The sequence below is a fragment of the Streptomyces sp. 3330 genome (genome assembly GCF_031456635.1).
Classification (GTDB): Bacteria; Actinomycetota; Actinomycetes; order Streptomycetales; family Streptomycetaceae; genus Streptomyces.
Window position 1 is genome coordinate 71,367 of sequence record NZ_JAVDVA010000027.1, and the last position, 26,324, is coordinate 97,690.

The following is a 26,324-nucleotide window of genomic DNA, read 5'->3' on the forward strand; positions in this document are numbered from 1 at the left end:
CTGCCCGCACGTCCGCCCGAACGTCCGTCTCCACCAGTCCACTACCCAGAGTGAGGGTCTGTGGGGCGAAAAGCCAGAGGAAGACCGAAATCTGTGGACAACAAATCGATTTCGGTCCGCTCAGCGACTGCGGAGAGTGAAAACGGACTGCTCGACTCACCTCCGAGGCGCAGCGGGGAAGACCTCCAGGGCGCCACCGGGATACCGCTGCGCGCCGCCGGAGTGCGCCGGGGACCGCTGCCCGCGTCGCCGCGCTGCCGCTGCGAGCCGCTGGAGTGCGGGCTCGTCAGCACCCTGCCGCCGCCCCGCCTCCCCACCACGGATACGGCCCCGCCTCCCCACCGCTCCGCACCGCCACCGCTCCGGCCCGCTACGGCGCCGGAAACCTCTGCTCGTTGCGGTCGATCTTCGCGCTCAGTGCCGCCAGCGGATCGACGCCGAGCACCTCGCAGAGCTGGAGCAGATAGGCGAGCACGTCGGCGATCTCGTCCGTCACCCGGTGGGCGGTGTCCGGGTCCTCCATGACGCGCGCCGACTCCTCCGGCGTCAACCACTGGAAGATCTCGACCAGTTCGGACGCCTCCACGCTCAGCGCGGCGACGAGGTTCTTGGGGGTGTGGAAGGGCTGCCAGTTCCGCGCGGCCGCGAACTCGGCGAGCCTGCGCTGGAGCTGCGCCACGTCGAGATGTTGTTCTGTCACGGACCCAGGTGTACCACCGTCGCTCCCTCGGTCAGGGTGGCCCCGTACCCGTCGCCGACCGCGCCGACGCAGCGAATGTGCCCGCGCTCGGCCATCCGCACCGCCAGCCGCAGCAGTTCGGCACGCTGTCGCACGTCGAGGCCGCGGTCGAGGCCGTCCGCGAGAAGCGTGAGGGTCTGCATCGCGGCGGGAACCTCTCCGGCGGGGTCCACGTCGAGTACGCCCGGCCCGGTGAGCAGCACCAGGGCCAGGGCGATGTAGCGCAGCTCGCCGTATCCCAGCCGGGCGAGTTCCGTGCGGCTGCCGTCGGCGCGGTGGACCAGTGCGCGGACGGTGCCGTCGGCCAGCGGCTCGGCGCGCAGGTCCACGACCTCCCCCGTCGATCCGGCGGACAGCGCGGCCACCAGCAGTGCGTGCCGTCGTGCGCACTCCTCGCGGGTGCGCCAGAGGACGTCGGCGAGGTTGTCGCAGCCGGTGAGCAGTCGGCCGGAGCCGGTGGGGACGGGGACCCCCATCCAGTCGGGCTGCGGATCGCAGGCGAAAACGGACCGCAGGGCGACGACCATCTGTTCCGCGGCGGCCAGCACCTGCCGCTGCCCGTCGGTCTTGCCGGCCACGCGCAACGGCAGCAGGGCGGTGCCGAGCCGGTCGTCGGGCAGGGGTGCCCGCGTCACCGGCGCGGAACCGCCGGTGTGCCAGGCCGCCTGCACCGTCCGGCGCCCGGGATCGCGCAGCGCCGTCTCCAGCAGCACGACGCCCGCCGCGCTCAGCCGCTCCCCCACGATGCGCAGCTCGGGTTCGGCCTGCACGGCGACGTCGAGCAGAACAGGGCCGCCGGGTCCGTCGGCCGTGCAGCCGATACGGAATCCGCGGCGGCGCTGGGCATCGGGCCGCGCCCCCTGCGGCACACACGCGGCCGGGTCGGTGAACACCTCACCGAGCGGGGCTCCACCCCCGAGCCGGGCCAGCGCCTCGTACGCCCGCAGCGCGCTGCTCTTGCCGCTCCCGCTGGCGCCGACGAACAGGGTGACCGCGCCGAGCGGGAACCGGGCCCGCCGATGCCCCGCGAAGGCGGAGAGCCGCAGTTCCGTGACGCAGGGCCGGACGTACCGCACCTGCGGGGACGTCGTACAGGGTTCCGGGGCGACGGGCTGGACGGGCTGGACGGGCTGTTCCGCCATGGACCGCCCGTGCGCCTGAGTCCGCTCCTGTGTCGGCGCTTGGGCCGACGTTCGGGTCGGCGCGTGCGCCTGCTGGGGCACGGTACGGGAGACGTCCGCAGACGGTGGCGGCTCTTCGGGCGAAGGGTGGTCTGCGGGGTGCTCCAACGGCGCGGAGGGGATAACAGCAGAGGAAGAGACGGCGGGGGAGGCAGCAGAGGAAGAGGCAGCGGAGGGGGAGGCAGCGGAGGGGGAGGCGAACGGCGAGGGCATATCCGGACCGTAGGACTCCGCCACCAGACGAACCGTTCCGCCCCGAAAAGCTTCCTACGATCGAGCGACTGCACCGGACCCGAAGCACCCCGAAGGCAATCGATGCCGCCGACGGCGGGCGCGGAACCCGACCAGCGACGACGTGATGCGGCGGCTGGCGCGACACAGCCGAGGGGCGTGCCGGGCCCACGACGGCAACACGCTCGACGACGGCAGCGCGGCCGGCGAACACGATGACCGACGGGGCAGCGACACGGCAACCGAGCCGATGGACCCGGGAGCCAAAGGGACCAGGCAGCCGACGGACCGGACCGGCCGGCTGAAGGACCGAACCGGACAGCCGACGGACCGGACCGGGGAGCTGACGGGCCGGGAAGCCGATGGGTCCGGTGCCGTCGAGTGCCACCAGGCGCCGCGCTCCGTGCGGTCGCCCGACGCCCGGGGCCGCTCAGACTCCGGGAACCCCCGCCCCCTCCATGATTCCGCTGACCTCGGTGCCCGGTGGGGTCAGCAGGAAGACGTTGCGGTCGACGCGGTGCATGCCGCTGGCCAGACCGAAGACCACTCCGGTCGAGAAGTCCAGGACGCGCTTGGCGGTGTCGGTCTCCGCGCCGGTCAGGTCGAGCAGCACGGGGATGCCCGCCATCAGTGTCTCGGCGACCTCGCGTGCGTCCGCGAAGACGTTGACCCGCAGCACGACGAAACGGCGCCGGGTCTCCGTCTCCGCGTCGGGGAGCGAGCGGTGGCTCACCGCCGACGGCCACGCGTCCCGGCCCCGCAGCGGAACAACCTGAGCGAGCCCTTCCCACTGTTCATCGGTGACGTCGTAACGGTTCACCGGCACCCCCCGAACTGACTCGCTTTCAATGCCTGCACCAGCCATTCTTACGCCAAGTCACCCGTTCAGCCCAACAGCGACACGGTCCGCCAGGTCTCGGGTACCGTGCAGCGGCTTCCCACCGTGGCTCCAACGGAATCCTCACGCCCGGGAACAAACCGTTCACCAGCCCCGATAGCGTTACGGAAACGCTTACTCGGCGGAAACAAGGCCGGTAACGCTCAGAAAGCGAATCCGGCGCCCCCCCGGCTGAACACACGGCCGCTGGACACACGGCTCACGTCGGCCCGCCGCACCTCGCCAACCGTTCTGTCACGCAAGCCCTATCCTGGCCGAAACGGTGACGGGGGCGCTGGCCCATGTCATGGGACCCGAGCAGTGCGCCGCGATGAACGCACTGATGCCGAGGACGACGGCGGCGGCACCGGAGTCCGAGTCGAGGGCGAAGTCGGGGGCGGCGGCGGCGTCCACGTCGAGGGCGAAGTCGGAGGAGGCGGCGGCGTCCACGTCGAGGGCGAAGTCGGAGTCGGAGTCGGAGTCGGTCGAGCGGGAGTCGGACCCGGAGCACTCCACCGTTTCCGACTGAGGTCCGGAAAGCCGGGGCCTGACCGCAGGACGCCGGGGGCTGACCGCCGAAGGCCGGGGCCTGACGCAGGACGCGGTGCCGGACGCCAGACGCCCGCCGCCGAACGCCGGAGACCTGCCGCCTGCCGCCGAACGCGGAACGCCCCACCGGCGGCGTTCCGAGAAACACCACGGCGGGGCGCGGGTCGAGCCAGCAGGGCAGGGCTGCAGGGCTGCAGGGCGGGGCGGGGCTGCAGGGCGTGCGGGTGCCCCAGCGGGTGCTAACGGGAAGCGTCGGAGTACTCCTGCGCGGGCGCGGCCTCGTCCGACCGCTCCGCACCGTCCACCTCGTCCGCGTCCTCCCTGGCCGCCGCGGCCTTACGGCCGGGCAGGACCGCGAAGACGATCATCGTGCCGGCGGCCATGATGATTCCGCCGACCAGGCTGGTCTGGGCGACGCCGTGCGCGAAGGCCTCGTGCACCGCTTCGACCAGGGCCTGCGCCTGCTGGGCGCCGCCCGCGGGGTCCTTCGCGACCTGCGCGGCGACGGCCAGGCCGCCGCCCACCGAGTCCTCGGCGGTCTCCAGCGCGGCGGCCGGAAGACTGCCGCCGACCAGGTCGGTCAACTCGCCGCGGTACGCGGTGCCGAGGAGCGAGCCGAGGATCGCGATGCCGAGCGATCCACCCAGCTCCAGCGCGGTGTCGTTGGCGCCGCCGCCGACGCCCAGCTCGCTTTCCGGGAACGAGCCCATGATCGTGTCGGTGGCCGGGGACACGCTCAGCCCGATCGCGAAGCCCAGCATCATCATCGGCGCGAGGAAGTCGGTGTACGTCGAGCCCGTGTCGACCAGGGTGAGCAGGAAGACGCCCGCGGTGCCGATCACCATGCCGGACACGACCATCGCCCGCACGCCCAGCTTCGGGGTCAGACGCCCGGTCACCGCGGCGCCGACGAACACCGCACCGGCCAGCGGCAGCAGTCGCACACCGGTCTCCAGCGCGTCGTAGCCCAGCACGAACTGGAGGAACTGGGTGGAGTAGTAGATCGCGCCGAAGGTGCCGAAGAAGAAGAACAGCACCGCCAGCATCGAACCGCCGAAAGGCCGCAGCCGGAACTTGCGGACATCCAGCATCGGATGCGGGTGCCGCAGCTCCCAGGCCACGAACCCGACCAGACCGACCCCGGCGACCACGGCCGCGGCGATCGGGCCGGCGCCCCAGCCGAAGTGCGGGCCCTCGATCGTCGCGTACACCAGCGAGCCGACGGAGACGATCGACAGCAGCCCACCGACGTAGTCGATCCGGCCCATGCCCGCCGCCCTGGACGGCGGGACCAGCGCGAGCGCGCCGACCACGGCGACGACCGCGATGGGCACGTTGATCAGGAAGGTCGAGCCCCACGCATGGTCCTGGAGCAGCCACCCCGCGACCAGCGGACCGACGGCGATGGCCAGCCCCGAGGTCGCCGTCCAGGCCGTGATGGCCTTGGCCCGCTCACGCGGCGGGAAGATCGCGACCAGCAGCGACAGCGTGGCCGGCATGACCACCGCCGCACCGACGCCCATGATCGCCCGAGCGGTGATGACCAGCTCGGTCCGGTCCACAAGGCTGCCCATCACCGAGCCGCCCGCGAAGACCAGCAGCCCGGTGACGAGCGCGCCGCGACGGCTGTACTTGTCGCCGATCGACCCCAGCACGAGCATCAGCGCCGCGTACGGAACCGTGTAGCCGTCGATGACTCACTGGAGGTCACTGCTGCTCAGGCCCAGGTCCGTGGTCATGTCGGGCGCCGCCACGATCAACGAGGTGTTCGCCATGACCACGATCAACAGGCTCAGGCAGAGCACGATCAGCGCCGACCAGCGCTTGGCGTACGGCCCGGTCATCTTCTCGACGGGTGTGCTGACGGGGAAGGGCATGGGGGCTCCTAGTACGACGATTTAATTGCCCGTTGACGTGCAGACTAGTTTATTGCCCATCGGTGTGCAAATATTCGGACGTCCGCTGCCCTGCGTGATCGCCGAGGCCGCCGAGGCCGCCGAGGCTATGGGTGCCCTGGGACGCTCCGCCCTCACTTGACGCACCGTGAACGGCGGCCTTCGTACGCCCACCAGACGCAGCCGACGCACACGACCCACCCATGGGCGACTCCGCACTCCCCCATGCGGCTTGAACGTGGACGACGACACCACCGCAGCCTTGACCGCCGTCTACCGCCCGCCGCCCGCCGCCCGCCTCCCGCCGCCAGCTAGCTGCCTAAGTCCCCGACCACGAAGGAGAGTTGATGCACCAGCCCACGTCCCGTTACGCATACGAGCACGAGTCCGAGCACGAGTCCGAGTGCGACGCGCCCCACGACACGGCCGAACCGCCTGACGCGCGACGGGGGCGGCGACCGGCCGCCACCACCGTCGGCCTCGCCGCCCTGCTCGCGCTGGTCCTGATCCCCGTCACGGTCGACCGGCTCGTGGCGGCACGAGTGGAGTCCCGGACGGCGAAGGCGTTCCAGGAGGGCATGGGCACCCCGGCGCGGCCCGAGGTCCATGTGCGTGGGTTCCCCGTCCTGACGCAGGCGGCCTCCGGCACCCTGCGGCGGGTGGACATCACCGCCCGCGACATCCCCGCCGACGGGTCGGCCCGCCCGCTGCCGCTGTCCGAACTCGATCTACGGCTGGACGGGCTGACCAGGTCCGACGACGGCAGCGAGGCGCGGGCCCGCTCAGCGGCGGCGACCGCTCGTCTGTCCTACCGGGACGTGTCCGATGCGCTCGGTCCGGAGGTGTCCCGGGGCGAGGGGCCGGGCCGGATCAGCGCGGAGCTCCTGCTGCCTCTCGGCGGAGGGAGGGTCACCGTGACCACGACGGTCTCGGCGGCGTCCGGGAACCGCATCGCGTTCGACGACTTCCAGGTCGAGGGCGGCGCGTTGCCCGCGGCCGGGGAAGCGCTGCTCGACAGGGCCTTCGAGCAGCCGATCCCCTTGCGGAACATCCCCGAGGGCCTGACTCTGCGCTCCGTGACCACCACCGCCACCGGCCTGGAAGCCCGGTTCACGGGGAGGTCGGTCACCTTCCGGCCGGGCCAGGCGTCGCAGGAGGAGCAGGAGCGGGACCTGTGAGCGCGGGACGGAAACCGGGGCCTGCCCCGGAGCGAGCCGGACGCTCCAGGCCCCTCGCCGCGTACCCGCTACCGATGTCGCCGCCGCCCCCGCCGACGCCCCCTACACCTGCGCCTGCTCCTCCGACGAGGCCGCCGTCGCCGTCGCCGTCGCCGGGGACACGATCTCCTCGACCACGGCCCGGGCCCGCTCCTCCGGTACCCCCGCCGCGAGGAGCGCCACGACGGCCGTCCGGGTCCCGTCGTCCTCCAGTGCGCCCGTGTTGACCTCTTCCAGCAGCGCGACCTGCATCGCCTCGAGTCCGGCACTCAGCACGGCGGGCGGAAGCTGCGTGTGGAAGACGCCGTCGCACTGTCCGCGCGTCAGGATGGCGGTGACCTCCTCGCGGGCGGGGGCGAGGATCTCGGCGACGCGCTCGTTGCCCAGATCGCGCCGGGCGAGCGCCAGGAGCAGCCGGTAGCGGTCGCCCACCGGCCAGATGGTGTGCACGAAGTGCGCGAGCGCCCGCTCGGCCGGCTCCTGCGGGGCCGTCGCGACCGCCAGCGCGCCACGCAACGCCTCGGACGCCTCCTCCGCGAGCGCCTCCAGCAACGCCGCCCGCCCGGGGAAGTGGCCGAAGAGGGTCCTCCGCACGACGCCGGAGGCCCGCGCGATCTCCTCCAGGGTGACGTCCGGGTTCCGGCCCAGTTCCTGCCGGGCCGTGGCCAGAATGCGCGCCCGGTTGGACCGCGAATTACGCCGCTGCGGCTCGCGGGCCACGGAGTGGGTCACGGGAAACCTCGGTGGTTCGGTACGGACGAACGGACGACGGGCGCCCATTGTGGCGGATCTTCGCCGCCGGGGCGACTCGGGAGCGACGCTGGTCCACCCCCGCTCCGACTCTGCCGCAGCCTCCGCCGCGACGCGGAACGCGACGGATCGAGGGCACGATCCCACGAGAGCGACGTCCACCCGACGCTTCACCTCTTCACACCCCACCGCACCCCGACACGCCGCCCCGCACTCCGCCGCAATCCCCCCCACCCCGCCCCACCGCACCCCACCGACACCACCGGCGCCCGGCACCCCCGTCACCCCACCGACACCACCGGCGCACCGGCACCCCCGTCACACCGACGGCGACGCCGGTTCCCCGTGCCCCTGCCACGGTCGGGCCAGCCCGACGAGGGTGAGGCCCGCTCCCGTGGCGGCGGCCAGCATGATGAGGGCCATCGGCAGGGAGCTGTCCTCCCCGAACAGTCCCACCAGCGGCGAGGCGAGCGCTCCGAACAGGAACTGGAGACCGCCGAGCAGCGCGGACGCCGCTCCCGGCGCCATCCGCCCCACCGCCTGTCCGATGCTCATACCGCCCGGGAAGACCAGGCCGATGCCGCTCGCGGTCACGAACAGCGTGATCCACGTGCCCACGAGGCTCTCCCCCACGGACAGGACCACCAGAACCTGCCCCAGCGCGCCCGCCAGCACCACGCCGACACCGGCCGAGAGCAGGGTGTTCAGCCGCACGCCCCGGCCGGCGAGCCGGGAGAAGACCGCGCCGGCGAGCAGCATGCCGACCGCGTTGGTGGCGAAGATGAGGGAGTACGTCGTCGAGGAGACGCCGTGGAGGTTCTCGAAGACGAAGCTGGAACCGCTGATGTAGGTGAAGAGGGCCGCCGCGACGAAGGCGACGACCAGGACGTATCCCATGAACGCCCGGCGGCCGAGCAGCGTTCCCATGGCACGGAAGGTGTTCATGAACCCGCCGCTGCGACGCCGCTCGGGCGGCAGGGACTCCGGCACCGCGCGCACCACGGCGAACAGCAGCAGTCCGCCCAGCGCCGCCAGCACGGCGAACACCGCACGCCAGGTGGAGACGCCCAGGACGACCCCGCCGAGCACCGGCGCGGCGATCGGCGCCACGCCCATGACCTGGGAGAGCACCGCGAAGTGGCGTGGCAGGTCCGCACCGTGGAAGCGGTCGGTGAGCACGGCCCGGGCCAGCACCATGCCGGCCGCGCCTGCCACGCCCTGGAGGAAGCGGGCGCCGGTCAGCAGGCCGACGTTAGGGGCGACGGCGCACAGCAGGGAGAAGAGGACGAACCCTGCCGATCCGGACAGGAGCAGTCGGCGCCGTCCGAGCCCGTCGCTGAGCGGGCCGATCAGCAGCTGGCCGACGACCAGCCCGGCCAGGAACGCGGTCATCGTCAGCTGCACGGCCGAGCTGCTCGCCCCGAGCGCGTCCCCCATGGCCGGGAAGCCGGGGACGTACATGTCGGTCGCGAGCGGGGCGACCGCCGTCAGGGCGCCGAGGACGGCGACCAGGGCGACGGCGGAGCGCTCCTTCGGGGCGGGAGCGGGGGCGTCGGCGGTCGGCGCGGCGGCGGCGCGGGAGGATGACGGAGGTACCATAAGAATAAAGATAACCAATAGTTCACTAGCTAACAAATAGCGAGCAGGTCAGAAGGCGAGCCGCATGCCCACCACCCCCGCGTCCCCCGCCGACGTCCGCGCCCAGTGGGCCGCGCACCATCCGGGCCTCGACACCTCCCCCATGGAAGTGGTCGGCCTGCTCAAGCGCGCCACCGGTCTGCTGGACCGCGCCGTCGAACCCCTCTACGCGGGCGCCCCTCTCACCGCCCCCGAGGTGGACACGCTCATCCCCCTGCGCCACGCCACCGAGCCGGTCATCGCCCGCACCCTCGCCGAACGCCTCGGCCTCTCCCGCGCGGGCGTCAGCAAGACCCTCGCCAAGCTGGAGAAGCGCGGTTTCATCACCCGGACCCCCAACCCCGCCGACCGCCGGGCCGCCCTGCTCGCCATCACCGAGTCGGGCGCCCGAGCCGTCGACGACCTCTTCCCCCGCCAACTCGCTGCCGAGGTCGACCTGTTGGCGGGCCTGGGAGACGACCGCGAGTGGGTGCTGCGGGCGTTGGACCGGCTGGTGGAGGCGATGGAGGGACAGCGGCGCCAGGACTGACCCGCGCGCCCGCAGGACCGCAGGGCCTCACCGGAACCGCCCGCGCCCACCGGCCCGGAGGCCTCATCCGAACCGTCCGCGCACGGCCGGGCCGGAGCCGGAGTTCCTCACCGGAACCGCCCACCGGGCCGGAGAGTCTCACCGCAACCGCCCACGCGCCCACCGGGCCGGAGAGTCTCACCAGAACCGCCCGCTCCTTCGCACGCGTCCTGCTCTACGGTGCCATGAGTCACCTACGACCGGGGAGGAACCGTGCAGCCATCGAGGACGGCGCTCGGCGAACGCATCGCCGAGCGGAGAAGCGGCCACGACGACCCGCGGGCCCTGGTCGGTGAGATGCGGCGTTCGGTCCTGCTGGTGCCGGTGGCCGACGGAGGTCTCTGGTCGGTGCGTTCGGGCGGGGTGCGATGGATCTGCGGGTTCAGCGACGAGGCCGCGCTGGCCCGGTTCGCCCTGCGCCACCCGCCCGGTGACCGGCCCGTGGACTACGCGGCGCTGCTGGGCGCGCGCATCGTCGACGAGATCGTGCCCGCCCTGGGCGAGCCCGGCGGTCTCGCCGTGGACATCGCGACCGAGGACGGGGCGATGTTCTTCCCGCCGGTCGTCGGCATCGTGCCGGACGCGGTCGCCGTCGACGCGGGGGCGGCCGCAGAGGGGCCGCGGTCATGAGCGGCGACGGAACGGACCTGCGGCTCGGCAAGGAGGCCGTCGCCAGGTTCACCCAGGGCGTGGGCGCGACCATCGACGAGCTGGGTGAACTCGGCGGCGCCACCGGCTCGGTGACGGGAAAGGGGTTCTCGGAGCTGGCGATGACCGGGATGGAGGCCGGACACCACGGCCTGTCGGTCGAATTCGAGGACTTCTGCGAGCGCTGGGAGTGGGGTGTCCGGGCCCTGGTGAGCGACGCCAGCGCCATCGCGAACCTCCTCGGCCTCGCGGCGGGCACGCAGTGGGAGCACGACCAGTACGTCGCGGGCTCGCTGAAGGTGGGCGTCAACTCCCTGATGGGCGGCGATCCGCACGCGAGCGAGGAGGAGATCACCCGGCAGGACTGGGGCGATGTGTTCACACCGGACTACCTGGACCCGGACTGGAGCGCCGAGTCGTTCGACAAGGCCGGTCAGGACATGGAGCAGACCTGGAAGGACACCGGTCGCACCGTCCTCACCGAGGGCCACGGCGGTCAGCAGTCGCAGGTGCTCAACGACGCGCTGGGCATCTCCGACGACCAGTGGAACCAGGCGCTGGACGACACTTTCGGCCCGTCGCCGGAGGAACGCGCCCGGCAGGAGCAGCAGGGTGAGTCCGGGGGGAACTGACGGTGGGCATCGGCGACTTCATCAGTGACATCACGCCCGACTCGGTCGAGGACGCGGTCGAGGACGGCGTCGAGTGGGTGGGCAACCGGGTCGAGGACGCGGGCAACTGGACCGCCGACCGGCTGGAGGACGTCGGCTGGGAGTCCGGCGCGGACTGGGTGCGCGAGCAGTCCCGTTCGGTCGCCGACCGGCTGGGCGCCGAGGTCGACGAGATGGACCTCGGGCAGACCGAGGACAAGACCAAGCTGATCTACGGCAGCGCGGACAAGATCCGCTCCACCGCCGGGAAACTCCGGGCTTTCCAGGCGGCCTTCGACAACGCGGGCGAGGGCCTCAAGGGCCTGGACTCCTCCCGGCTCGAGGGCGAGACGGCCGAGGCCGTGCGGACCGCGGTGAGCACCCAGCCGCCCAAGTGGTTCACCGGTTCCGACGCAGTCGAGAAGGCGGCCGCCGCGCTGGAGGCGTTCGCCGGCACCGTCACCTGGGCCCAGGGACAGGCCCAGACGGCGATCGACAAGTGGAAGGACGGCGTCAAGGCCTCCGAGGACGCGGCCGACGCCCACCGCAAGAAGGTCGACGACTACAACAGCGCCGTCGACCGCTACAACGCCCGGCCCGCCGACCAGCGCGACCCGGCCGCACTGCCGCCCCGGCCCGCGGCGACGTTCGAGGACCCCGGCAGGAAACTGATGCAGGATGCCCAGGACCTCCTCGCCGACGCCCGCAAGCAGCGGAACTCGGCCGCGGAGACCGCGCGTTCCGCGGTGCGGGCCGCCCGCGACCTGGCGCCGAAGAAGCCGTCGTACGCCGAACAGCTGGGCGACGGCGTCCAGGAGCTGCAGATCATGGGGGACCATGTCGGCGGCGGCGTCATCAAGGGCACGGCCGGGCTGCTGAACTTCGTGCGCAGCGTGAACCCGATGGACCCGTACAACATCACGCACCCCGCCGAGTACGCCACGTCCCTCAACAGCCTGGCCGCCGGGCTGGTGGTGGCCGCCAACGACCCGGTCGGCACCGGCAAGCAGATGATCGGCGACTTCATGAAGGACCCGGCCGAGGGCTTCGGCCGGCTGCTGCCCGACATCGCGCTGACCGTGGCCACCGGAGGCGGCGGCGCCGGGGTGAAGGGGATCCGCGTCGCCGAGGAGGCCGCCGACGCCGCGCGGCTGCGCCGTCTGGTCGACGACGCCCCGGACGGGACCCACCGCCGTCCGGACGGCGAGCGCACCACCGACGGCACCGACCCGGTGGACCTCGCCTCGGGCCGGATGTTCCTGCCGCAGACCGATCTGGAGATCCCCGGCATCCTGCCGCTGGTCTTCACCCGCCGCACCGAGTCGGGCACCGCGGTCGGCCGCTTCCTGGGGCCCGCCTGGACGTCCACCGTCGACGAGCGTCTGGTGATCGACGCCATCGGCGTCGTCCACGTCACCGCCGAGGGACTTCTGGTGCCGTACCCGCATCCGGTCCCGGGCTCGCCGACCCGCCCGCAGACGGGCCGCGCCCGCACGCTGCTGGCCCGCGGCACCGACGGCGGCTACACGGTCAGCGCCCTCGACAGCGGCCTGGCCTTCCACTTCGCCGCCCCGTCGGACGCCGGGCCGGGGGGCGACGGCATCGCCTGGCTGTCGGGCGTCACCGAACGCAACGGGCACACCGTCGACATCGACCGCGGTGCGGACGGAGTGCCGCTGGCCCTGGTCCACTCGGCGGGTCACCGGGTGAACCTGTCCGTCGCCGACGGGCTGGTCACCGGCCTGTCCCTGGCCGGCGGGGGCGAGGGAGGGGCGGATCTGCCACTGCTGGGCTACGGCTACCGGGACCGCGACCTCACGACGGTCACCAGGCCGTCGGGCGCCGTGACCACCTTCGTCTACGACGACCGCCGCCGCGTGATCGCCTGGATCGACTCCAACGGAAGCCGCTACGACTACGTCTACGACGACCGCGACCGGGTCGTGGCGGAGGGCGGCGAGGCCGGCCACGTCCAGATAGCCCTGTCCTACACCGAACCGGACGCCGGGACCGGTCATCGCACGACGGTCCTGACCACCGCCGACGGCCGGGCCACCCGGCATCTGATCGGCCCCGGCTGCCGCGTCCTGGCCACCACCGATCCGCTCGGCCACACCACGCGGTTCGGCCACGACCACCGCGGCAGCCTCGTCAGCCGCACCGACCCGCTGGGCCTCACCACCGCCTTCGGCTACGACGAAGAGGGCCGGGTCGTCTCGGCCGTCCGCCCCGACGGCAGCGAACTCCGCACGGTGCGCGGGCCGTTCGGTCTGCCGGTGGAGGTCGTCGGCCCCGACGGCACACGCGTGGTCCACGCGTACGACGAACGCGGCAATCGCATCGCGGTCACCGACGAGGCCGGGGCCACCACCCGTTACGCCTACGACCGCGGCGGCCGGCTCACCTCGATCACGGACCCGCTGGGATCCACGGCGCACGTGGTGTGCGACGCGGCCGGGCTGCCGGTGGAAGTGACCGACCCGGTCGGCGCCCTCACCCGCACGGAGCGGGACGCCCTCGGCAGGCCGGTCCGGGTCACCGATCCGACGGGGGGCGTCACCCGCCTGGAGTGGGACGCCGACGGGCAACTCGCCCGGCGCACCGGTCCCGACGGCGCCACCGAGTCGTGGACGTACGACGGCGAGGGGAACCTGCTCACCCGCACCGACCCGTCCGGTGGCGTCTCCCGCTTCGAGTACACGCACTTCGACCTGCCGGCCGCCCACATCCGACCCGACGGCGCGCGCTACGCGTTCGAGCACGACGCCGGGCTCCGTCTCACGCGGGTCACGAACCCGCAGGGGCTGGCCTGGACCTACGAGTACGACGCCGCCGACCGCCTCGTCTCCGAGACGGACTTCGACGGCCGTACCCTCACCTACCGGAGGGACGCGGCGGGCCGGCTGGCCGCCCGCGTCGACGCGCTCGGCGGGACCATCGCGTTCACGCGCGACCGGCTCGGCCAGGTGGTCGCCAAGGACGTCGACGGCCGGGTGACGACCTACGCCTACGACCGGGCCGGGCGCCTGCTGGAGGCGGCCGGACCGGACGGTGAACTGCGCTGCCGGTACGACCGTCGCGGTCGTACCAAGGCGGAACTCGTCGACGGCCGGGCCGTCCTGTACGCCTACGACGTCCTGGGCCGGCGCACACGCCGCACCACGCCCACCGGTCACGTCACCTCTTACTCCTACCGCGCCGATGGCCTGCCCGAGCGCCTGACCAGCGGCGATCACCGGATCGACTTCACGCACGACGCCGCCGGCCGCGAGCTCGCCCGGGTCTTCGGCGACGCCCTCACCATGACCTCCGTCCGGGACGAGGCCGGCCGGCTCGCCGCGCAGCGGATCACCGCCAAGGGCCGCGACGTCAACAGCCGGACCTATGCCTACCGGGCGGACGGTCGGCTGACCTCGGTCGCGGACCGGCTGTCGGGCTCCCGCACCTTCGATCTCGACAGCGTGGGCCGGGTCACCGCCGTCCACGCCCGCGGATGGACGGAGCGGTACGCCTACGACGACGCCGGCAACCAGACCTCGGCGTCCTGGCCGGCCGGCCACCCCGGTCAGGAGGCCACCGGGTCGCGCGCCTACGCCGGCACCACCCTCACCCGCGCCGGAGACGTCCGCTTCGAGTACGACGCCCTCGGCCGGGTCGTCCTGCGGCAGAAGACCCGCCTCTCCCGCAAGCCGGACACCTGGCGCTACACGTGGGACACGGAGAACCGCCTCACGTCCGTGACGACCCCCGACGGGACCCGGTGGAGGTACCGCCACGACCCGCTGGGCCGCCGCATCGCGAAGCAGCGCCTGGCGGCCGACGGCGAGAGCGTGGTCGAGGAGGTCCGTTTCACCTGGGACGGCCTGACTCTGTGCGAACAGACGAGTCACCGGCCGGACGCGCCGCACACGGTCGCCCTCACCTGGGACCACCGGGACGTCGTCCCCCTGGCCCAGACCGAGCGCATCCTCACGGCCGACGACCGCCAGGAGGAGACCGACCGGCGGTTCTTCGCCATCGCCACGGACCTCGTCGGCACACCGACCGAACTCATCGACGAGACGGGCGGCGTCGCCTGGCGCAGCCGGAGCACGCTCTGGGGCACCACGGCCTGGTCCCGGGACGGCAGTGCCTACACCCCGCTCCGCTTCCCGGGCCAGTACTACGACCCCGAGACCGGCCTCCACCACAACTGCCTCCGCCACTACGACCCGGAGACCGGCCGCTACACCTCGCCGGACCCGCTCGGTCTGGCTCCCGGTCCGAACCCCCTCGCGTACGTGGACAACCCGCACAGCGGCTGCGACCCGCTGGGCCTCATGCCCAAGTACACGAAGGAGGAGAAGGCGCAGAAGCGGGTCGACAAGATCCTGGACGACATCGCCGAGAGGGCGCAGAACGGTGAGATCAACAAGCATCCCAAGTACCACGGGGACACGCGGCACGGCTTCACCGACGAGCAGGTCCTGGACATCCTGAAGAACCCCGACGCCGTCTACCAGTCGCAGGGCCAGGCGGGGAACTTCATCTTCCGCAAGGACAACGACATCGCGGTGGTCTACGGTCCCGGCTCCAAGCAGGGCCAGGCCATCACGGCCTACGGGGACTCGGGCATCAAGGGTCCTTCCGGCGCGGACGCGCTCGGCGGCAGCCCGACGGACCGCGGCGCTCCGGTGACCCACGAGGACATCGTGCAGGGCAGGATTCCCACCGAGGACGGCCACCTGGCCCCGGCGAAGCAGATCAGATGAGGCAAGGAATGACCACGAAACTGTCGTTCGAAGGCGACTGGCGCGCAACGGTCACGGACGACCCGCCGGCCGTCACCCCCCGCTTCACGGGCGACTCCGTGGAGGTCCCCGGTTACGCGGACGCGCGGGAGCGTGAGGAGTTCCTCGCGCGCACCTTCGGCAGTCAGGACCGGTTGTGGGACACGCCCGACGTCCTGCGGTTCGACCCGGACAGCCGCGAGCTGGTCGGGTTCGAACTCCAGCTGCCGTACGTGTCCGCCGGCCACGAGACCTCCTCCCGCCTTCCCGTCCTGCCCGCCGTGCGCCCGGGCGGGCTCCGCGCGGACGAGGTCCGGGACTTCCGGCACGAGACGTGCACGGCCCTGTGCCGCGCTCCCGGGGACGCCGTGCTGGTCTGTCTGCGCGACCTCGACGTCCTGGACGCACCGCTGGAGGCCGGTATCGGCATCGCTCCCGACGTGGCGCTGCTCGTCCAGCACGGCACCGTCGTGGGCTGGAGCCTCACCGACCCGGCGCGGTACCTGACGGCCGCGTACGCCGATCCCGACCCGGAGCCGCCGTCGCCCGCCACGCGCCGTCTGCTCACCGAGTGCCTGGACCTGGTGACCACGCCGGTGGTCGACGAGGTGGCGGACGGCGAGCCGAGCGCCCTGGCCCGGCTCCGGGCCGCCGACGCGTCCCTGCGCGAGCGGCGCGAACGGGGCGACGATCCTCACCGGGCCGAGGCGCTGCTCTCGTTGATCGCCACGCTGGTGAAGGACTACGGGAACGGGTGAGGCGAGCGTTGCGGACGGGCAGGCGTGGCGCCCGGGCCGGAGCCCGCAGGCGCCCCGGCTGCCCGGACGCCGGCGGCCGGACCGCTGTTGACGTTCAGGGTCCGGACGCCGGCGCCACGGGAGCGGGTGGGGTCAGGCCGCGACGGAGGCGCCGAGCAGCGCGGAGGCGTGCTGGAGCGGGTCGAGGACGCCCAGGGGGGCGGCCTCGGCGACGGGGCGGCAGGTGAAGCCGAGAAGGCTCATCGCCCGGAGGACTTCGGCCGCGCTGAAGTCACGGCGGTCCTGGCGGGTGACGACCTGGCCGACCTGCTTGACGGGGTAGCGGCGGCGGCCGATGGTCACGGATTCGCCGGTGACCGGTTCGGGCTTGACGCCCTTCATCGATGCCAGGACACCGGCCTTGGTGAGCTCGAAGGGGAAGCGGGCGATGACGCAGCGCATGGGGCCTCACAGGGAGAAGGGGGGAACGGTCCGACCGGGGTGAGGCGGTTCAGCGCGAGAGGGCGAACAGGCCGGGGGCGCTGGTCTGCTCGGCGGCGGCCCGCGGGTCGCCGATCCGACGCGGGCGCGTCGCGTGCCCGGCGGTCCCGGCCGTCGTGGTCGCCGGTGAGGCGCACGTTCCGTGGTCGCCGAGGAGGTCGCGCAGGCGGACGCGGTCCGCGGGGGCGCGGCTGTCGCGGACGGCGATGAGGTCGGTGCGGGTCACCAGGCCGATGCGCTCGTCGTCCTGGTCGCAGACGACCAGCCGGCCCGTGCGTGCGGCGGCCATGACGGCCAGCGCCACCTCGACGCTCATGTCGTCGCTCACCCGCGGTCCGGCCGCTTCCGCGACCTCGCTCCGGTGCGCGGGGCGGGCGCCCGCCGGGCGGGGCTGCGTCTGGACCGACGTCAAAAGGTGCCTCCTGCTGGGATGGGTCGACGTCCTGATCACGAAGGTCCTAGGCCACCGCGTCGAAGGCGGCCTGACGTGCGGGGGCGCGACGGGCCGCCGAGGCGGGGCGGCGCCGGCCTCGGGAGGAGGCGCCGCGCTTGGGGCGCTCGGCCACCGGCGCGGTGATGACGACCGGGATGCCCGACGGGGCCTGCGCACCGGTGATCCGGCTCAGGGCCTCGTCTCCGGAACGGACCTGGGTGGTCTGCGGCCGGATCCCGGCGTCCGACATGAGGCGGACCATGCTCCGGCGCTGGTTCGGGGTGACGAGCGTGACGACGCTGCCGGACTCGCCGGCCCGGGCGGTACGGCCGCCGCGGTGCAGGTAGTCCTTGTGGTCGGTCGGCGGGTCGACGTTGACGACCAGGTCGAGGTTGTCGACGTGGATGCCGCGGGCCGCGACGTTGGTCGCCACCAGCACGGTGACGTGCCCGGTCTTGAACTGCGCCAGCGTGCGGGTGCGTTGCGGCTGCGTCTTGCCGCCGTGCAGCGCGGCGGCGCGGACACCGCTGTTGAGCAGGTCCTGGGTGAGCCTGTCGACGGCGTGCTTGGTGTCCAGGAACATGATCACGCGGCCGTCGCGGGCGGCGATCTCCGTCGTGGCGGCGTGCTTGTCGGCGCCGTGGACGTGCAGGACGTGGTGCTCCATCGTCGTGACCGCACCGGCCGACGGGTCGACGGAGTGGACGACGGGGTCGGTCAGGTAGCGGCGCACCAGCAGGTCGACGTTGCGGTCCAGGGTGGCGGAGAACAGCATCCGCTGGCCCTCCGGACGCACCTGGTCGAGCAGCGCGGTGACCTGCGGCATGAAGCCCATGTCGGCCATCTGGTCGGCCTCGTCCAGCACCGTGATGCCGACCTGGTTCAGCCGGCAGTCGCCCCGGTCGATGAGGTCCTTGAGCCGGCCCGGGGTCGCGACGACGACCTCGGCACCGCCGCGCAGCGCCGCGGCCTGCCTGCCGATCGGCATCCCGCCGACCACCGTGGCCAGCCGCAGCCTGACGGAGCGGGCGTACGGCGTGAGCGCGTCGGTCACCTGCTGCGCCAGCTCACGCGTCGGTACGAGGATCAGCCCCAGCGGCTGGCGGGGCTCGGCGCGCTGTCCGGCGGTGCGGGCGAGCAGGGCGAGGCCGAAGGCGAGGGTCTTGCCGGAACCGGTGCGGCCGCGGCCGAGCACGTCACGGCCCGCCAGGGAGTTCGGCAGCGTCGCGCCCTGGATCGGGAACGGAGCCGTCACGCCCTGCTTGCCGAGCTCGGTCAGCAGTTGCCCGGGCATGTCGAGATCGGCGAAGCCTTCGACGGCGGGCAGCGCGGGGGTGATCGTCTCGGGCAGCGCGAACTCGCCCTGCGGCGCGACGGGCCGGCGGCCGTAGCCGCCGGAACGGCGCGGTGACTGCGAGCCCGTGCGGCCGCCGCCCCTTCCGGCCCCGGCACCGCTGTCACGGGTGCGGTCGAAACGGTCGTTCGTGCGTGTGCGGTACATGCGGAACCTTCCTCGATGTGGCACATATCAAGGAATTCCCGCAGCGATGAGCGGCGCGCAGAATCACAAGTATGGACCGGTGACAAAAGAAAGCAGATCTGAGCGGCCGAATATCCGGGGGCGCAGCTGCCGAAATTACTGTTCGACGCGATGAGGACGTGAGGTCCGGGGCGTCGACGCAGGGGCGGCCCGCCAGGAGGTGTCTGCATCCCCGGGGCGGAGCCGCGCGTCGCGACTGCGGATGCCTCGGCGTCGTCCCGCGGGTGAGACCGGTGCGGGAAACGCGTGCAGCTGGGGCCCGCACCCCGAAGGATGCGGGCCCCAGCTACAGATGGTGCGTGAGCGTCAGGCGGGAACGATGTTCTCGGCCGTCGGGCCCTTCTGGCCCTGCGCGATGTCGAAGCTGACCTTCTGACCTTCGAGCAGCTCACGGAAGCCCTGGGCGGCGATGTTCGAGTAGTGGGCGAACACATCGGCGCCGCCACCGTCCTGCTCGATGAAGCCGAAGCCCTTTTCCGCGTTGAACCACTTCACGGTACCAGTAGCCATGTCATATCTCCTTTGGGGCAGTACATCGGAATCCGCACCGTGCGAACACCGTGTCGCCGCGATGATTACCCCGCCGGAAAAGACCGGAAATACAAAAGCGCTCCCACCGTGAAAATCCCGGTGAGGGCACTTGAAGTTTCGGGAACCACAACTGCAACTTGGATCGACAGTAGCACGCCGAAACGGCGCGTGCACGCTACACAATTCCGCTCGGCCCGTCGCGCCAAAAACTCTCACCACACGGTCCGTAAAACTCTCACTTCGCGGACACAGATATATATCCACTCGAAGTGCAGGGTCCGAGGAGGACGTCGGCCTCCGCAAGGATCCGCCGGCAGCCGGTCGCCCGGAGCCCGACGGGTCGCGGCCGCGTACAGCTCCAGGCGCGAGGGCGGTCTTCCGTCGCGTACGAGGCGACGGAAGCGGTCATGAGCACCCCCGCGCCTCGGACGGCCGCCTCGCACGTCGGCGGGCCGGAGACCGCCGTAAGTCCGGCATCCCCGCGCCGTGTTCAAGCCCTGAAGGGGCCTGACGGCCCGTAAGACTTTCGACTCGAAGCGTTGACCGCCCAACGGTGCCGCCCTACGTTGTCGGCGACTTGAGAGCGCTCTCAAAGGGGCTGTGCATGAGATCTCGAAGAAGCCTGTCGGTGCTGACGACAGCGGCTCTTGCCGCGACCGCCCTGGTCACGCTGGGCAGCGGCGTCGCCTCGGCCGCCACCATCGAGGTGGGGAACGGCAGTTACAGCGACGTCCGCCCCGCCGGCCGCCAGGGGCCGTCGGACAGCGGTGGCCAGGCGGTCAAGCCGAAGGTCACCCCCGCCATGGCGGACGTCCCCGTCCCGACGAACGACTGGTGGTCGTCGCTGGCCTTCCAGCGTTTCTCCGGCAATCCGTGGTCGGAGAACATGTACGGCCATCCGCTCACCTACAAGGCGGTCTCCGGTGGCCTGGAGGTCGGCTACCCGACCACGCACCAGATCGTGGGCGGCGGCCGCCAGTACGAGTTTGCGCACAAGGCCGATCTGACCCTGGGGCTCACGGGTCTCCACTCGCCCGACGCGAAGGCGGACGGGTGGAGCGACTGGACCGTCAGCCCGTACTGGAGCGACGGTGCGCGCAGTCTGCGGACGACCATCGGCCACGGCCTGCCGTACGTGTACGCGGAGGGCGCCGGAGGGGCGGCGCAGATCAGCACGGCGGCTCCGCCCACCGTCTTCGCCGACCAGGGCAACGTCCTCGGCGTCACCCTCTCGGGTCATGACTACGCGCTGTTCGCCCCGAGCGGCAGCGACTGGACCGTCTCCGGCAACGAGATCCGGGCCGACCTGGGCTCCAAGGAGTACTTCTCCCTGGCGGTCCTCCCGGACAAGGCCGCGCTGGCCGACTTCCGGAAGTACGCCTTCAGCTTCGTGACCGGATCGAAGGTGGACTGGGAGTACCGGGAGGGCGACGGCGAGGTCACGGCGACCTACTCGCTGACCACCGAGCCGAAGGAAGGGACGGAGACCGGCACGTTCCAGGCGCTCTACCGCCACCAGTGGCTGCACAGCAGCGACCCGCTGACGGCCTACCGCTACGTCTCCTCGCGCGGCGAGATGAAGGTGCGCGAGGGCACGTCCTTCACGACCACCCAGAAGGTGAACGGCGTGCTGCCCGGCCTGCCGAGCGCCGCGGGCGTCGACAAGGCGAAGCTCAAGGAGTACATCAACGACGTGCTGACCCAGGGCGACCCCTTCAGCGGGGCCCTCGACACCTACTGGACCGGCAAGGCCCTGGGCAAGCTCGCCCAGCTCGTCCCCCTCGCGGACCAGATCGGAGACACCGTCGGCCGCGACAAGCTGCTGAGTTTGATCAAGGGCCGGATGGAGGAGTGGTTCACGGTCGGCGGCGCTTCCGAGTTCGCCTATGACAAGGACTGGCGCACCCTCATCGGGTACCCGGCCTCCTACGGCAGCGACCAGGAGCTCAACGACCACCACTTCCACTACTCGTACTACGTGATGGCCGCGGCGATCGTGGCGCAGTACGACCCGCGGTGGGCCGCCGACTCCGCATGGGGCGGCATGGTCGAGGAGCTCATCAAGGACGCAGCCGACCCGGCGAGGAACGACGGCAGATACCCGTTCCTGCGCGGCTTCGACGTCTACGCTGGCCACAGCTGGGCCGCCGGCCACGAGGCGTTCGCCGCCGGCAACAACCAGGAGTCGTCCTCGGAGTCGATCAACCTCAGCGCCGGCCTGATCATGTGGGGCTCGGCCACGGGCGACAAGGCACTGCGCGACCAGGGCGTCTACATGATGACGACCGAGTCGGAGGCGATCGCGCAGTACTGGTTCGACGCCGACCAGCAGGTTTACCCCGAGGACTTCACCCACGACGTCGTGGGCATGGTCTGGAGCAGCGGCGGCGCCTACGCGACCTGGTGGACCGCCAACCCGGAGGAGATCCACGGCATCAACTTCCTGCCCATGACCGGCGGTTCGCTCCATCTGGCCCGCGAGAAGGCCATGCTGAACCGCAGCGTGGCCGAGATGGAGCGGGAGAACGGCGGCCCGGCCGTCGAGTGGAAGGACGTCTTCTGGCAGGTCCAGGCCCTCTACGACCCGGCCAAGGCCATGAGCTACTGGAACCAGTGGAACGGCGGCTACGTCCCCGAGGCCGGCGAGACCAAGGCCCACACCTACCACTGGGTCGCCACGATGAACTCCATCGGATCACCGGACATGACGGTCACGGCCGACTCGCCGACGGCCGTCGCCTTCGACAAGAGCGGCACCAGGACGTACGCCGCGCACAACTACACCGGCGAGGCGTGCTCGGTCCTCTTCTCCGACGGCGGTGTGCTGAACGTCCCGGCGAGGTCGACCGCGTCCGGAGCGGGCGACGACACCGCACTCGGCACCTTGTGCGGCGCCCCCGGCGACGACAGGCCCGGCGCGCCCGGCACCCCGGTCGCCGGTGACGTCGGCGACGACTCCGTCACGCTGACCTGGAGCGCGGCGACCGACGACAAGGGCGTCAAGGACTACGACGTCTACCGCGGCGCCACGAAGGTCGCCACGGTCACCGGCACCACCCACACCGACACCGGCCTGACCTCCGGCACCCCGTACACCTACAGCGTCAGAGCCCGCGACACCGCCGGCCAGGTCGGACCGGCCAGCGGCACCGTGACCGTCACCACCACCGGCAACCCGCCGCCGCGCGACGAGGCGCCCGGCGCGCCCGGCACCCCGGTCGCCGGTGACGTGACCAGCGGCTCGGTGCAGCTGAGCTGGGAAGCGGCGACCGACGACAGGGGCGTGAAGGACTACGACGTCTACCGCGGCGCCACCAAGGTCGCCACGGTCACCGGCACCACCCACACCGACACCGGCCTGACCTCCGGCACCCCGTACACCTACAGCGTCAGAGCCCGCGACACCGCCGGCCAGGTCGGACCGGCCAGCGGCACCGTGACCGTCACCACGTCCGGGCCCCCGCCGGTCACGGGCGACACCTTCTACCTGCGCTCGGGCGGACAGCTGACCACCCGGGCGGCCGCGGCCGGGTCCTCGGACACCATCCCCTCCGCGGGCGGCGCCAACCGCGACGGAACCCCGTACAACCCGCTCGTCTACGAGGTGAAGAACGTCAACGGCACCCTGAAGGCGGGCTCCGGCACGGCCTTCACCCTCAAGGTCGACGCCGGAGCCAACGTCGGCTACGCCCAGCAGGCCCGGGTCTCCTACGACCTGACCGGTGACGGCACCTTCGACCGTGTCGAGACGTTCCGGTATTTCGCCACCGATCCGATCACCGGCTGGGAGGACTACTCCGCCGCGCGGCAGGGGACGCACTCCGCGTCGGGCGCGCTGGGCGACCTGGACGGCGGCACCGTCCGCGTCGAGGTCTGGAGCGCCCTGGGCAACGGTCCGTCCACCCTCCAGGTGGACACGGGATCCGTCCTGACCATCCCGTTCGGCTGACAACCGACCGACGGCCGGGCCCGCGACGGATCGTCCCGCGCGCCCGGCTCGTCCGGTCGAACGGCCGTCGAGGAACCCGCTCCCCCGTCGACCAGGGCGATCTTCCACTGCCTCTTTCGCCATTCGTCGCTGCCGGGCACTTTGGGCAGGCTGTCGAACTCCTCCTGCGTCTGCACCGTGAACATGTCCACCGGCCGCAGCTCAGGGCCACCTTCCGCGGACCTGTGAAGACCGGTGGCAACACTCGCCCACCTTCCCGTCCGGGATTGGAACCACAGGTGTCGAGCACGCCCGGCTACGCCCGAGCAGCCCACGAAAACCGCCGGTCGGATTCCCCTTGGCAGTAAGCTCCGGAATCGCCACGCACTCCAAGGCGCCCTGCCCTCGTCGAACTTCAGGAAACGGGGAGCCATGTCGCGAGGCGCTTGGCGATCGCCGGTACATCGACGTTGTCCTGCGCGACTTCCTCGACGAACGGGCCGGCAACGGAAACGGGCGGCGGCACGGTACTGACGCTGACGCCGTTGAACCGCAGGAAGACACGCATGGCGAGCCAGGCGGTGCGCTTGTTACCGTCGATCAGCGCATGATTGCGGGCGACGGAGTGCAGCAGTGCCGCCGCCTTCTCGTGCAGCGTGGGATACAGCTCGGCCCCGAACACGTTCGTCCGGGGCCGCTCGATCGCCGACACCAGAAGACCCATGTCACGCACGCTGTGCTCGGTACCGTTGACCGTGCGGGCGATGGCCAGGATCTCGTCGATCTGGATGTAGCGCAGGTCCGTCACTTCAGGTAGTCCAGAATCTCCGCATCGCTGTCCATCAGCTCGGCCAAGACGTCATCGACCTTCAACTCGGCCCTGTTCTGGGCGTCGCGGATGGCCTCGATGGCAAGTTCCTGCTTGCTGCGGCCCTCCCGACGAGCCCGCTCGGTGAGCTTCGCGTCAAGGTCGTCAGGGAGTCGGAGTGTCATCGCCATACAAAGATGATACCTGACCGGTATCAAGGTGTGCACGGTCGAGCCGCAAACTCGGCCCCCAAGGAACGTGGGGCGGGGGTGGCCACTGCACCGCCTGCGGCGATGCAGCAGAGACTTCCGCTTCGAGCGTCATCCAAGCGTCAAGAATCTCCGGACGACCCTCTCAAGGCGTCGCCGATGGGGCACGTCGCTCACGAATCCGCAGGTCAGCGAGCTACAAAGAGCGATCCGTCCGCTCGAACCGCCGCACGGAGGGAAACAGGTCGAGCAACCCACCCGGACAACAAAAGCGCAGGTCAGGACCCCTTGCCCGCAGGTTCGAGAATAGCCACGCACTCCACGTGATGCGTCATCGGGAACAGATCGAACGCCCGCAGCATCCGCACCTTGTAGCCCCCGTCCCGGAAGTACGCCAGGTCGCGGGCCAGGGCCGCCGGGTCGCAGGCCACGTACGCGATCTTCCGGGCGCCGAGCGAGGCCAGGTGCTCGACGGTCTTCTTGCCCGCGCCCGCGCGCGGCGGGTCGAGGACGATCAGGTCGACCTCGGTGATCCCGGTGCGCGGCAGCACCGCCTCGACCTTGCCCTGTTCGATCCGCACCCGCTCGAACCCGGCGAGGTTGTGCCGGGCGTCCTCCACGGCGCGCTTGCCGGACTCGATGCCGAGCACCGCGCCCTTGTCGCCGATGCGGTCGGCGAGGGCGCCCGCGAAGAGGCCGACGCCGCAGTACAGGTCGAGCGCCATGTCGCCCTTGCGCGGCAGCAGACCCTGCATGACCGCCTTGACGAGGGTGTCGGCGGCCTGCGGATGGACCTGCCAGAAGCCACCGCTGCCGACGCGGTACGTCCGGCCGTCGGCACGCTCGCGCACGAAGGCGCGGCCGTGGACGCGGTGGATGCCGCCGTCGTGCTCCTCGACGCGCATGACGGACACGGGCCGGTCCAGCTCGACGAGGGGAAGGCGGGCGCCGGGGCGGGGCTCGAGGATGACCATGCGGTCCTGGGAGCCCGTCGCCGCGATCGCGTCGACGGACGCCATCCCGGACCAGTCGCGGTCCTCGATGCCCAGCTCGCTGACACCGGGCGCCGCGATCATGCAGTGCTCGATCGGCTCGACCTCGTGCGAGCGGTGGCGCCGCAGCCCGGCGTTGCCGTCGGCGTCGACCGCGTACTGGACGCGGGTGCGCCACGCGGGCACCTGGCCGGGGGGCAGCTTGTCGCCCTCGGCCGGCATCACGGTGCCGTCCCAGCCGGCCTCCTCGGGCGTGAGGCCCGCGAGCCGCTGCAGCTGCTCGGCGATCACCTCGCCCTTGAGGCGGCGCTGGGCGCCCGGCTTGGCGTGCTGCCAGTCGCAACCGCCGCAGCGGCCGGGCCCGGCGTACGGACAGGGCGCCTCGACGCGGTCCTTGGACGCCTCCAGCACCTGCACCGCGTCCGCGCGCAGATAGCGGGCCCCTTCCTCGCCCTCGGTCACCCGGGCCACGACCCGCTCGCCGGGCAGCGCGTGCCGGACGAACAGCACCTGGCCGGCGTCCGTACGGGCGATGCAGTGGCCGCCGTGGGCGACGGGGCCGATCTCGACCTCGTACTCCTGCCCGACGAGTGACACCGCCTGCGAGTTCTTCGGTTCTGCCTGCATGGCGGGGTGACTCCACAACGTCGAACGAGGAACGGCCGGACAACAGCCCACCAGTCTACGTGGCTGTCGTCCGGCCGTTCACCACGCGCCGGGGCGGGCGTCGAGGGCCCGCCCCGCCGCGCGGCTACTTCTTCGGGTCCGGCCCCGAGGAGCCGGGGGCGCTGCCGGAACCGGTGCCCGACGGCTCCTTCGGGTGCCCCTGCTGCGCGGGACCGCGTCGCACCGCGCCCGGCGCGTTCCACTCCTGGCGCCTGCGGGCCCGCTTCTTCGCCACCTCGGACGACTGGAGCTGGTACGGGACGGACG

Annotated in this window: 21 protein-coding genes and 1 pseudogene; 8 read left to right on the forward strand and 14 right to left on the reverse strand. The window is 71.9% G+C overall.

Features of this window, described 5'->3' with window-relative positions; all coding sequences use genetic code 11:
• Positions 1-370 precede the first annotated feature (370 nt).
• From J2X68_RS33335 to J2X68_RS33345, 3 genes are all read right to left on the reverse strand, one after another.
• Positions 371-700: a nucleotide pyrophosphohydrolase gene (locus tag J2X68_RS33335; protein WP_310436335.1), complete on the reverse strand. Its 330-nt coding sequence runs from the start codon at positions 698-700 to the stop codon at positions 371-373.
• Positions 697-1,881, reverse strand: a complete 1,185-nt coding sequence (locus J2X68_RS33340) for an ATP-binding protein (RefSeq protein WP_399041453.1) — start codon at positions 1,879-1,881, stop codon at positions 697-699. The genes J2X68_RS33335 and J2X68_RS33340 overlap by 4 nt, the downstream gene beginning before the upstream one ends.
• A 700-nt stretch (positions 1,882-2,581) precedes the next feature.
• Positions 2,582-2,971, reverse strand: coding sequence for a cell division protein SepF (locus tag J2X68_RS33345; RefSeq protein WP_028806047.1), 390 nt, complete (start codon positions 2,969-2,971; stop codon positions 2,582-2,584).
• A 340-nt stretch (positions 2,972-3,311) separates the two neighbouring features.
• Here J2X68_RS33345 and J2X68_RS33350 point away from each other — a divergent pair, with 340 nt between their 5' ends.
• Positions 3,312-3,557, forward strand: a complete 246-nt coding sequence (locus J2X68_RS33350) for a hypothetical protein (RefSeq protein ID WP_310436336.1) — start codon at positions 3,312-3,314, stop codon at positions 3,555-3,557.
• Positions 3,558-3,816: 259 nt separating this feature from the next.
• On the opposite strand, the pseudogene J2X68_RS33355 reads toward J2X68_RS33350, so the two are convergent.
• Positions 3,817-5,454, reverse strand: a pseudogene (locus J2X68_RS33355) (MFS transporter).
• A gap of 365 nt (positions 5,455-5,819) precedes the next feature.
• Between J2X68_RS33355 and J2X68_RS33360 the strand changes: the two are divergent.
• Positions 5,820-6,650, forward strand: a complete 831-nt coding sequence (locus J2X68_RS33360) for a DUF2993 domain-containing protein (RefSeq protein WP_310436337.1) — start codon at positions 5,820-5,822, stop codon at positions 6,648-6,650.
• A gap of 102 nt (positions 6,651-6,752) precedes the next feature.
• On the opposite strand, the gene J2X68_RS33365 is transcribed toward J2X68_RS33360, so the two are convergent.
• Together J2X68_RS33365 and J2X68_RS33370 are read right to left on the reverse strand one after the other, a co-directional pair.
• A complete protein-coding gene (locus J2X68_RS33365; protein ID WP_310436338.1) occupies positions 6,753-7,421 on the reverse strand; it encodes a TetR family transcriptional regulator in 669 nt (222 codons plus the stop codon).
• A 336-nt stretch (positions 7,422-7,757) separates the two neighbouring features.
• The gene (locus tag J2X68_RS33370) at positions 7,758-9,038 is read right to left on the reverse strand and encodes a multidrug effflux MFS transporter (protein ID WP_310436339.1); all 1,281 of its coding nucleotides are present in this window, start codon (positions 9,036-9,038) and stop codon (positions 7,758-7,760) included.
• A gap of 64 nt (positions 9,039-9,102) precedes the next feature.
• Here J2X68_RS33370 and J2X68_RS33375 point away from each other — a divergent pair, with 64 nt between their 5' ends.
• From J2X68_RS33375 to J2X68_RS33395, 5 genes are all read left to right on the forward strand, one after another.
• A complete protein-coding gene (locus tag J2X68_RS33375) occupies positions 9,103-9,606 on the forward strand; it encodes a MarR family transcriptional regulator (RefSeq protein ID WP_310436340.1) in 504 nt (167 codons plus the stop codon).
• A gap of 252 nt (positions 9,607-9,858) precedes the next feature.
• Positions 9,859-10,275: a hypothetical protein gene (locus J2X68_RS33380; RefSeq protein ID WP_310436341.1), complete on the forward strand. Its 417-nt coding sequence runs from the start codon at positions 9,859-9,861 to the stop codon at positions 10,273-10,275.
• Positions 10,272-10,925 carry a hypothetical protein gene (locus J2X68_RS33385; protein WP_310436342.1) on the forward strand — a complete coding sequence of 218 codons (654 nt, stop codon included), beginning with the start codon at positions 10,272-10,274 and terminating at the stop codon, positions 10,923-10,925. Before J2X68_RS33380 ends, J2X68_RS33385 begins: the two co-directional genes overlap by 4 nt.
• A gap of 2 nt (positions 10,926-10,927) precedes the next feature.
• Positions 10,928-15,694 (forward strand): putative T7SS-secreted protein, encoded by a 4,767-nt coding sequence (locus tag J2X68_RS33390; RefSeq protein ID WP_310436343.1) that lies wholly within the window; start codon positions 10,928-10,930, stop codon positions 15,692-15,694.
• An 8-nt stretch (positions 15,695-15,702) separates the two neighbouring features.
• On the forward strand, positions 15,703-16,470 hold the full coding sequence (locus J2X68_RS33395; RefSeq protein ID WP_310436344.1) for a hypothetical protein: 768 nt from the start codon (positions 15,703-15,705) through the stop codon (positions 16,468-16,470).
• Positions 16,471-16,602: 132 nt separating this feature from the next.
• Here the strand turns inward: J2X68_RS33395 and J2X68_RS33400 are convergent, their stop codons facing one another.
• The 4 genes from J2X68_RS33400 to J2X68_RS33415 all read right to left on the reverse strand — a co-directional run bounded on the left by J2X68_RS33400 (position 16,603) and on the right by J2X68_RS33415 (position 19,433).
• The gene (locus J2X68_RS33400; protein ID WP_310436345.1) at positions 16,603-16,911 is read right to left on the reverse strand and encodes an SCO5918 family protein; all 309 of its coding nucleotides are present in this window, start codon (positions 16,909-16,911) and stop codon (positions 16,603-16,605) included.
• A 49-nt stretch (positions 16,912-16,960) separates the two neighbouring features.
• Positions 16,961-17,362: a CBS domain-containing protein gene (locus J2X68_RS33405; RefSeq protein WP_310436346.1), complete on the reverse strand. Its 402-nt coding sequence runs from the start codon at positions 17,360-17,362 to the stop codon at positions 16,961-16,963.
• A 46-nt stretch (positions 17,363-17,408) separates the two neighbouring features.
• The gene (locus tag J2X68_RS33410) at positions 17,409-18,884 is read right to left on the reverse strand and encodes a DEAD/DEAH box helicase (RefSeq protein ID WP_310436347.1); all 1,476 of its coding nucleotides are present in this window, start codon (positions 18,882-18,884) and stop codon (positions 17,409-17,411) included.
• A 345-nt stretch (positions 18,885-19,229) separates the two neighbouring features.
• The gene (locus J2X68_RS33415; protein ID WP_004986771.1) at positions 19,230-19,433 is read right to left on the reverse strand and encodes a cold-shock protein; all 204 of its coding nucleotides are present in this window, start codon (positions 19,431-19,433) and stop codon (positions 19,230-19,232) included.
• A gap of 625 nt (positions 19,434-20,058) precedes the next feature.
• Here J2X68_RS33415 and J2X68_RS33420 point away from each other — a divergent pair.
• A complete protein-coding gene (locus tag J2X68_RS33420) occupies positions 20,059-23,403 on the forward strand; it encodes a glycosyl hydrolase (RefSeq protein WP_310436348.1) in 3,345 nt (1,114 codons plus the stop codon).
• A gap of 394 nt (positions 23,404-23,797) precedes the next feature.
• On the opposite strand, the gene J2X68_RS33425 is transcribed toward J2X68_RS33420, so the two are convergent.
• The 4 genes from J2X68_RS33425 to J2X68_RS33440 all read right to left on the reverse strand — a co-directional run.
• Entirely contained in the window at positions 23,798-24,190 is a 393-nt protein-coding gene (locus tag J2X68_RS33425; protein WP_310436349.1) for a type II toxin-antitoxin system death-on-curing family toxin, read from the reverse strand.
• Positions 24,187-24,381 (reverse strand): ribbon-helix-helix protein, CopG family, encoded by a 195-nt coding sequence (locus J2X68_RS33430; protein WP_037672007.1) that lies wholly within the window; start codon positions 24,379-24,381, stop codon positions 24,187-24,189. The genes J2X68_RS33425 and J2X68_RS33430 overlap by 4 nt, the downstream gene beginning before the upstream one ends.
• Before the next feature lie 296 nt (positions 24,382-24,677).
• Positions 24,678-26,018: a class I SAM-dependent RNA methyltransferase gene (locus J2X68_RS33435; protein WP_310436350.1), complete on the reverse strand. Its 1,341-nt coding sequence runs from the start codon at positions 26,016-26,018 to the stop codon at positions 24,678-24,680.
• 124 nt (positions 26,019-26,142) lie between these two features.
• The coding region (locus tag J2X68_RS33440) for a hypothetical protein (RefSeq protein ID WP_310436351.1) at positions 26,143-26,324 on the reverse strand (182 nt) is incomplete at its 5' end.

Bases quoted from the DNA above. Each gene is read 5' to 3' on its own strand.
- J2X68_RS33340 (WP_399041453.1), bottom strand. From the start codon at position 1,881: ATGGCGGAACAGCCCGTCCAGCCCGTCCAGCCCGTCGCCCCGGAACCC.
- J2X68_RS33360 (WP_310436337.1), top strand. From the start codon at position 5,820: ATGCACCAGCCCACGTCCCGTTACGCATACGAGCACGAGTCCGAGCAC.
- J2X68_RS33370 (WP_310436339.1), bottom strand. From the start codon at position 9,038: ATGGTACCTCCGTCATCCTCCCGCGCCGCCGCCGCGCCGACCGCCGAC.
- J2X68_RS33375 (WP_310436340.1), top strand. From the start codon at position 9,103: ATGCCCACCACCCCCGCGTCCCCCGCCGACGTCCGCGCCCAGTGGGCC.
- J2X68_RS33385 (WP_310436342.1), top strand. From the start codon at position 10,272: ATGAGCGGCGACGGAACGGACCTGCGGCTCGGCAAGGAGGCCGTCGCC.
- J2X68_RS33395 (WP_310436344.1), top strand. From the start codon at position 15,703: ATGACCACGAAACTGTCGTTCGAAGGCGACTGGCGCGCAACGGTCACG.
- J2X68_RS33400 (WP_310436345.1), bottom strand. From the start codon at position 16,911: ATGCGCTGCGTCATCGCCCGCTTCCCCTTCGAGCTCACCAAGGCCGGT.
- J2X68_RS33410 (WP_310436347.1), bottom strand. From the start codon at position 18,884: ATGTACCGCACACGCACGAACGACCGTTTCGACCGCACCCGTGACAGC.
- J2X68_RS33415 (WP_004986771.1), bottom strand. From the start codon at position 19,433: ATGGCTACTGGTACCGTGAAGTGGTTCAACGCGGAAAAGGGCTTCGGC.
- J2X68_RS33420 (WP_310436348.1), top strand. From the start codon at position 20,059: ATGAGATCTCGAAGAAGCCTGTCGGTGCTGACGACAGCGGCTCTTGCC.
- J2X68_RS33430 (WP_037672007.1), bottom strand. From the start codon at position 24,381: ATGGCGATGACACTCCGACTCCCTGACGACCTTGACGCGAAGCTCACC.
- J2X68_RS33435 (WP_310436350.1), bottom strand. From the start codon at position 26,018: ATGCAGGCAGAACCGAAGAACTCGCAGGCGGTGTCACTCGTCGGGCAG.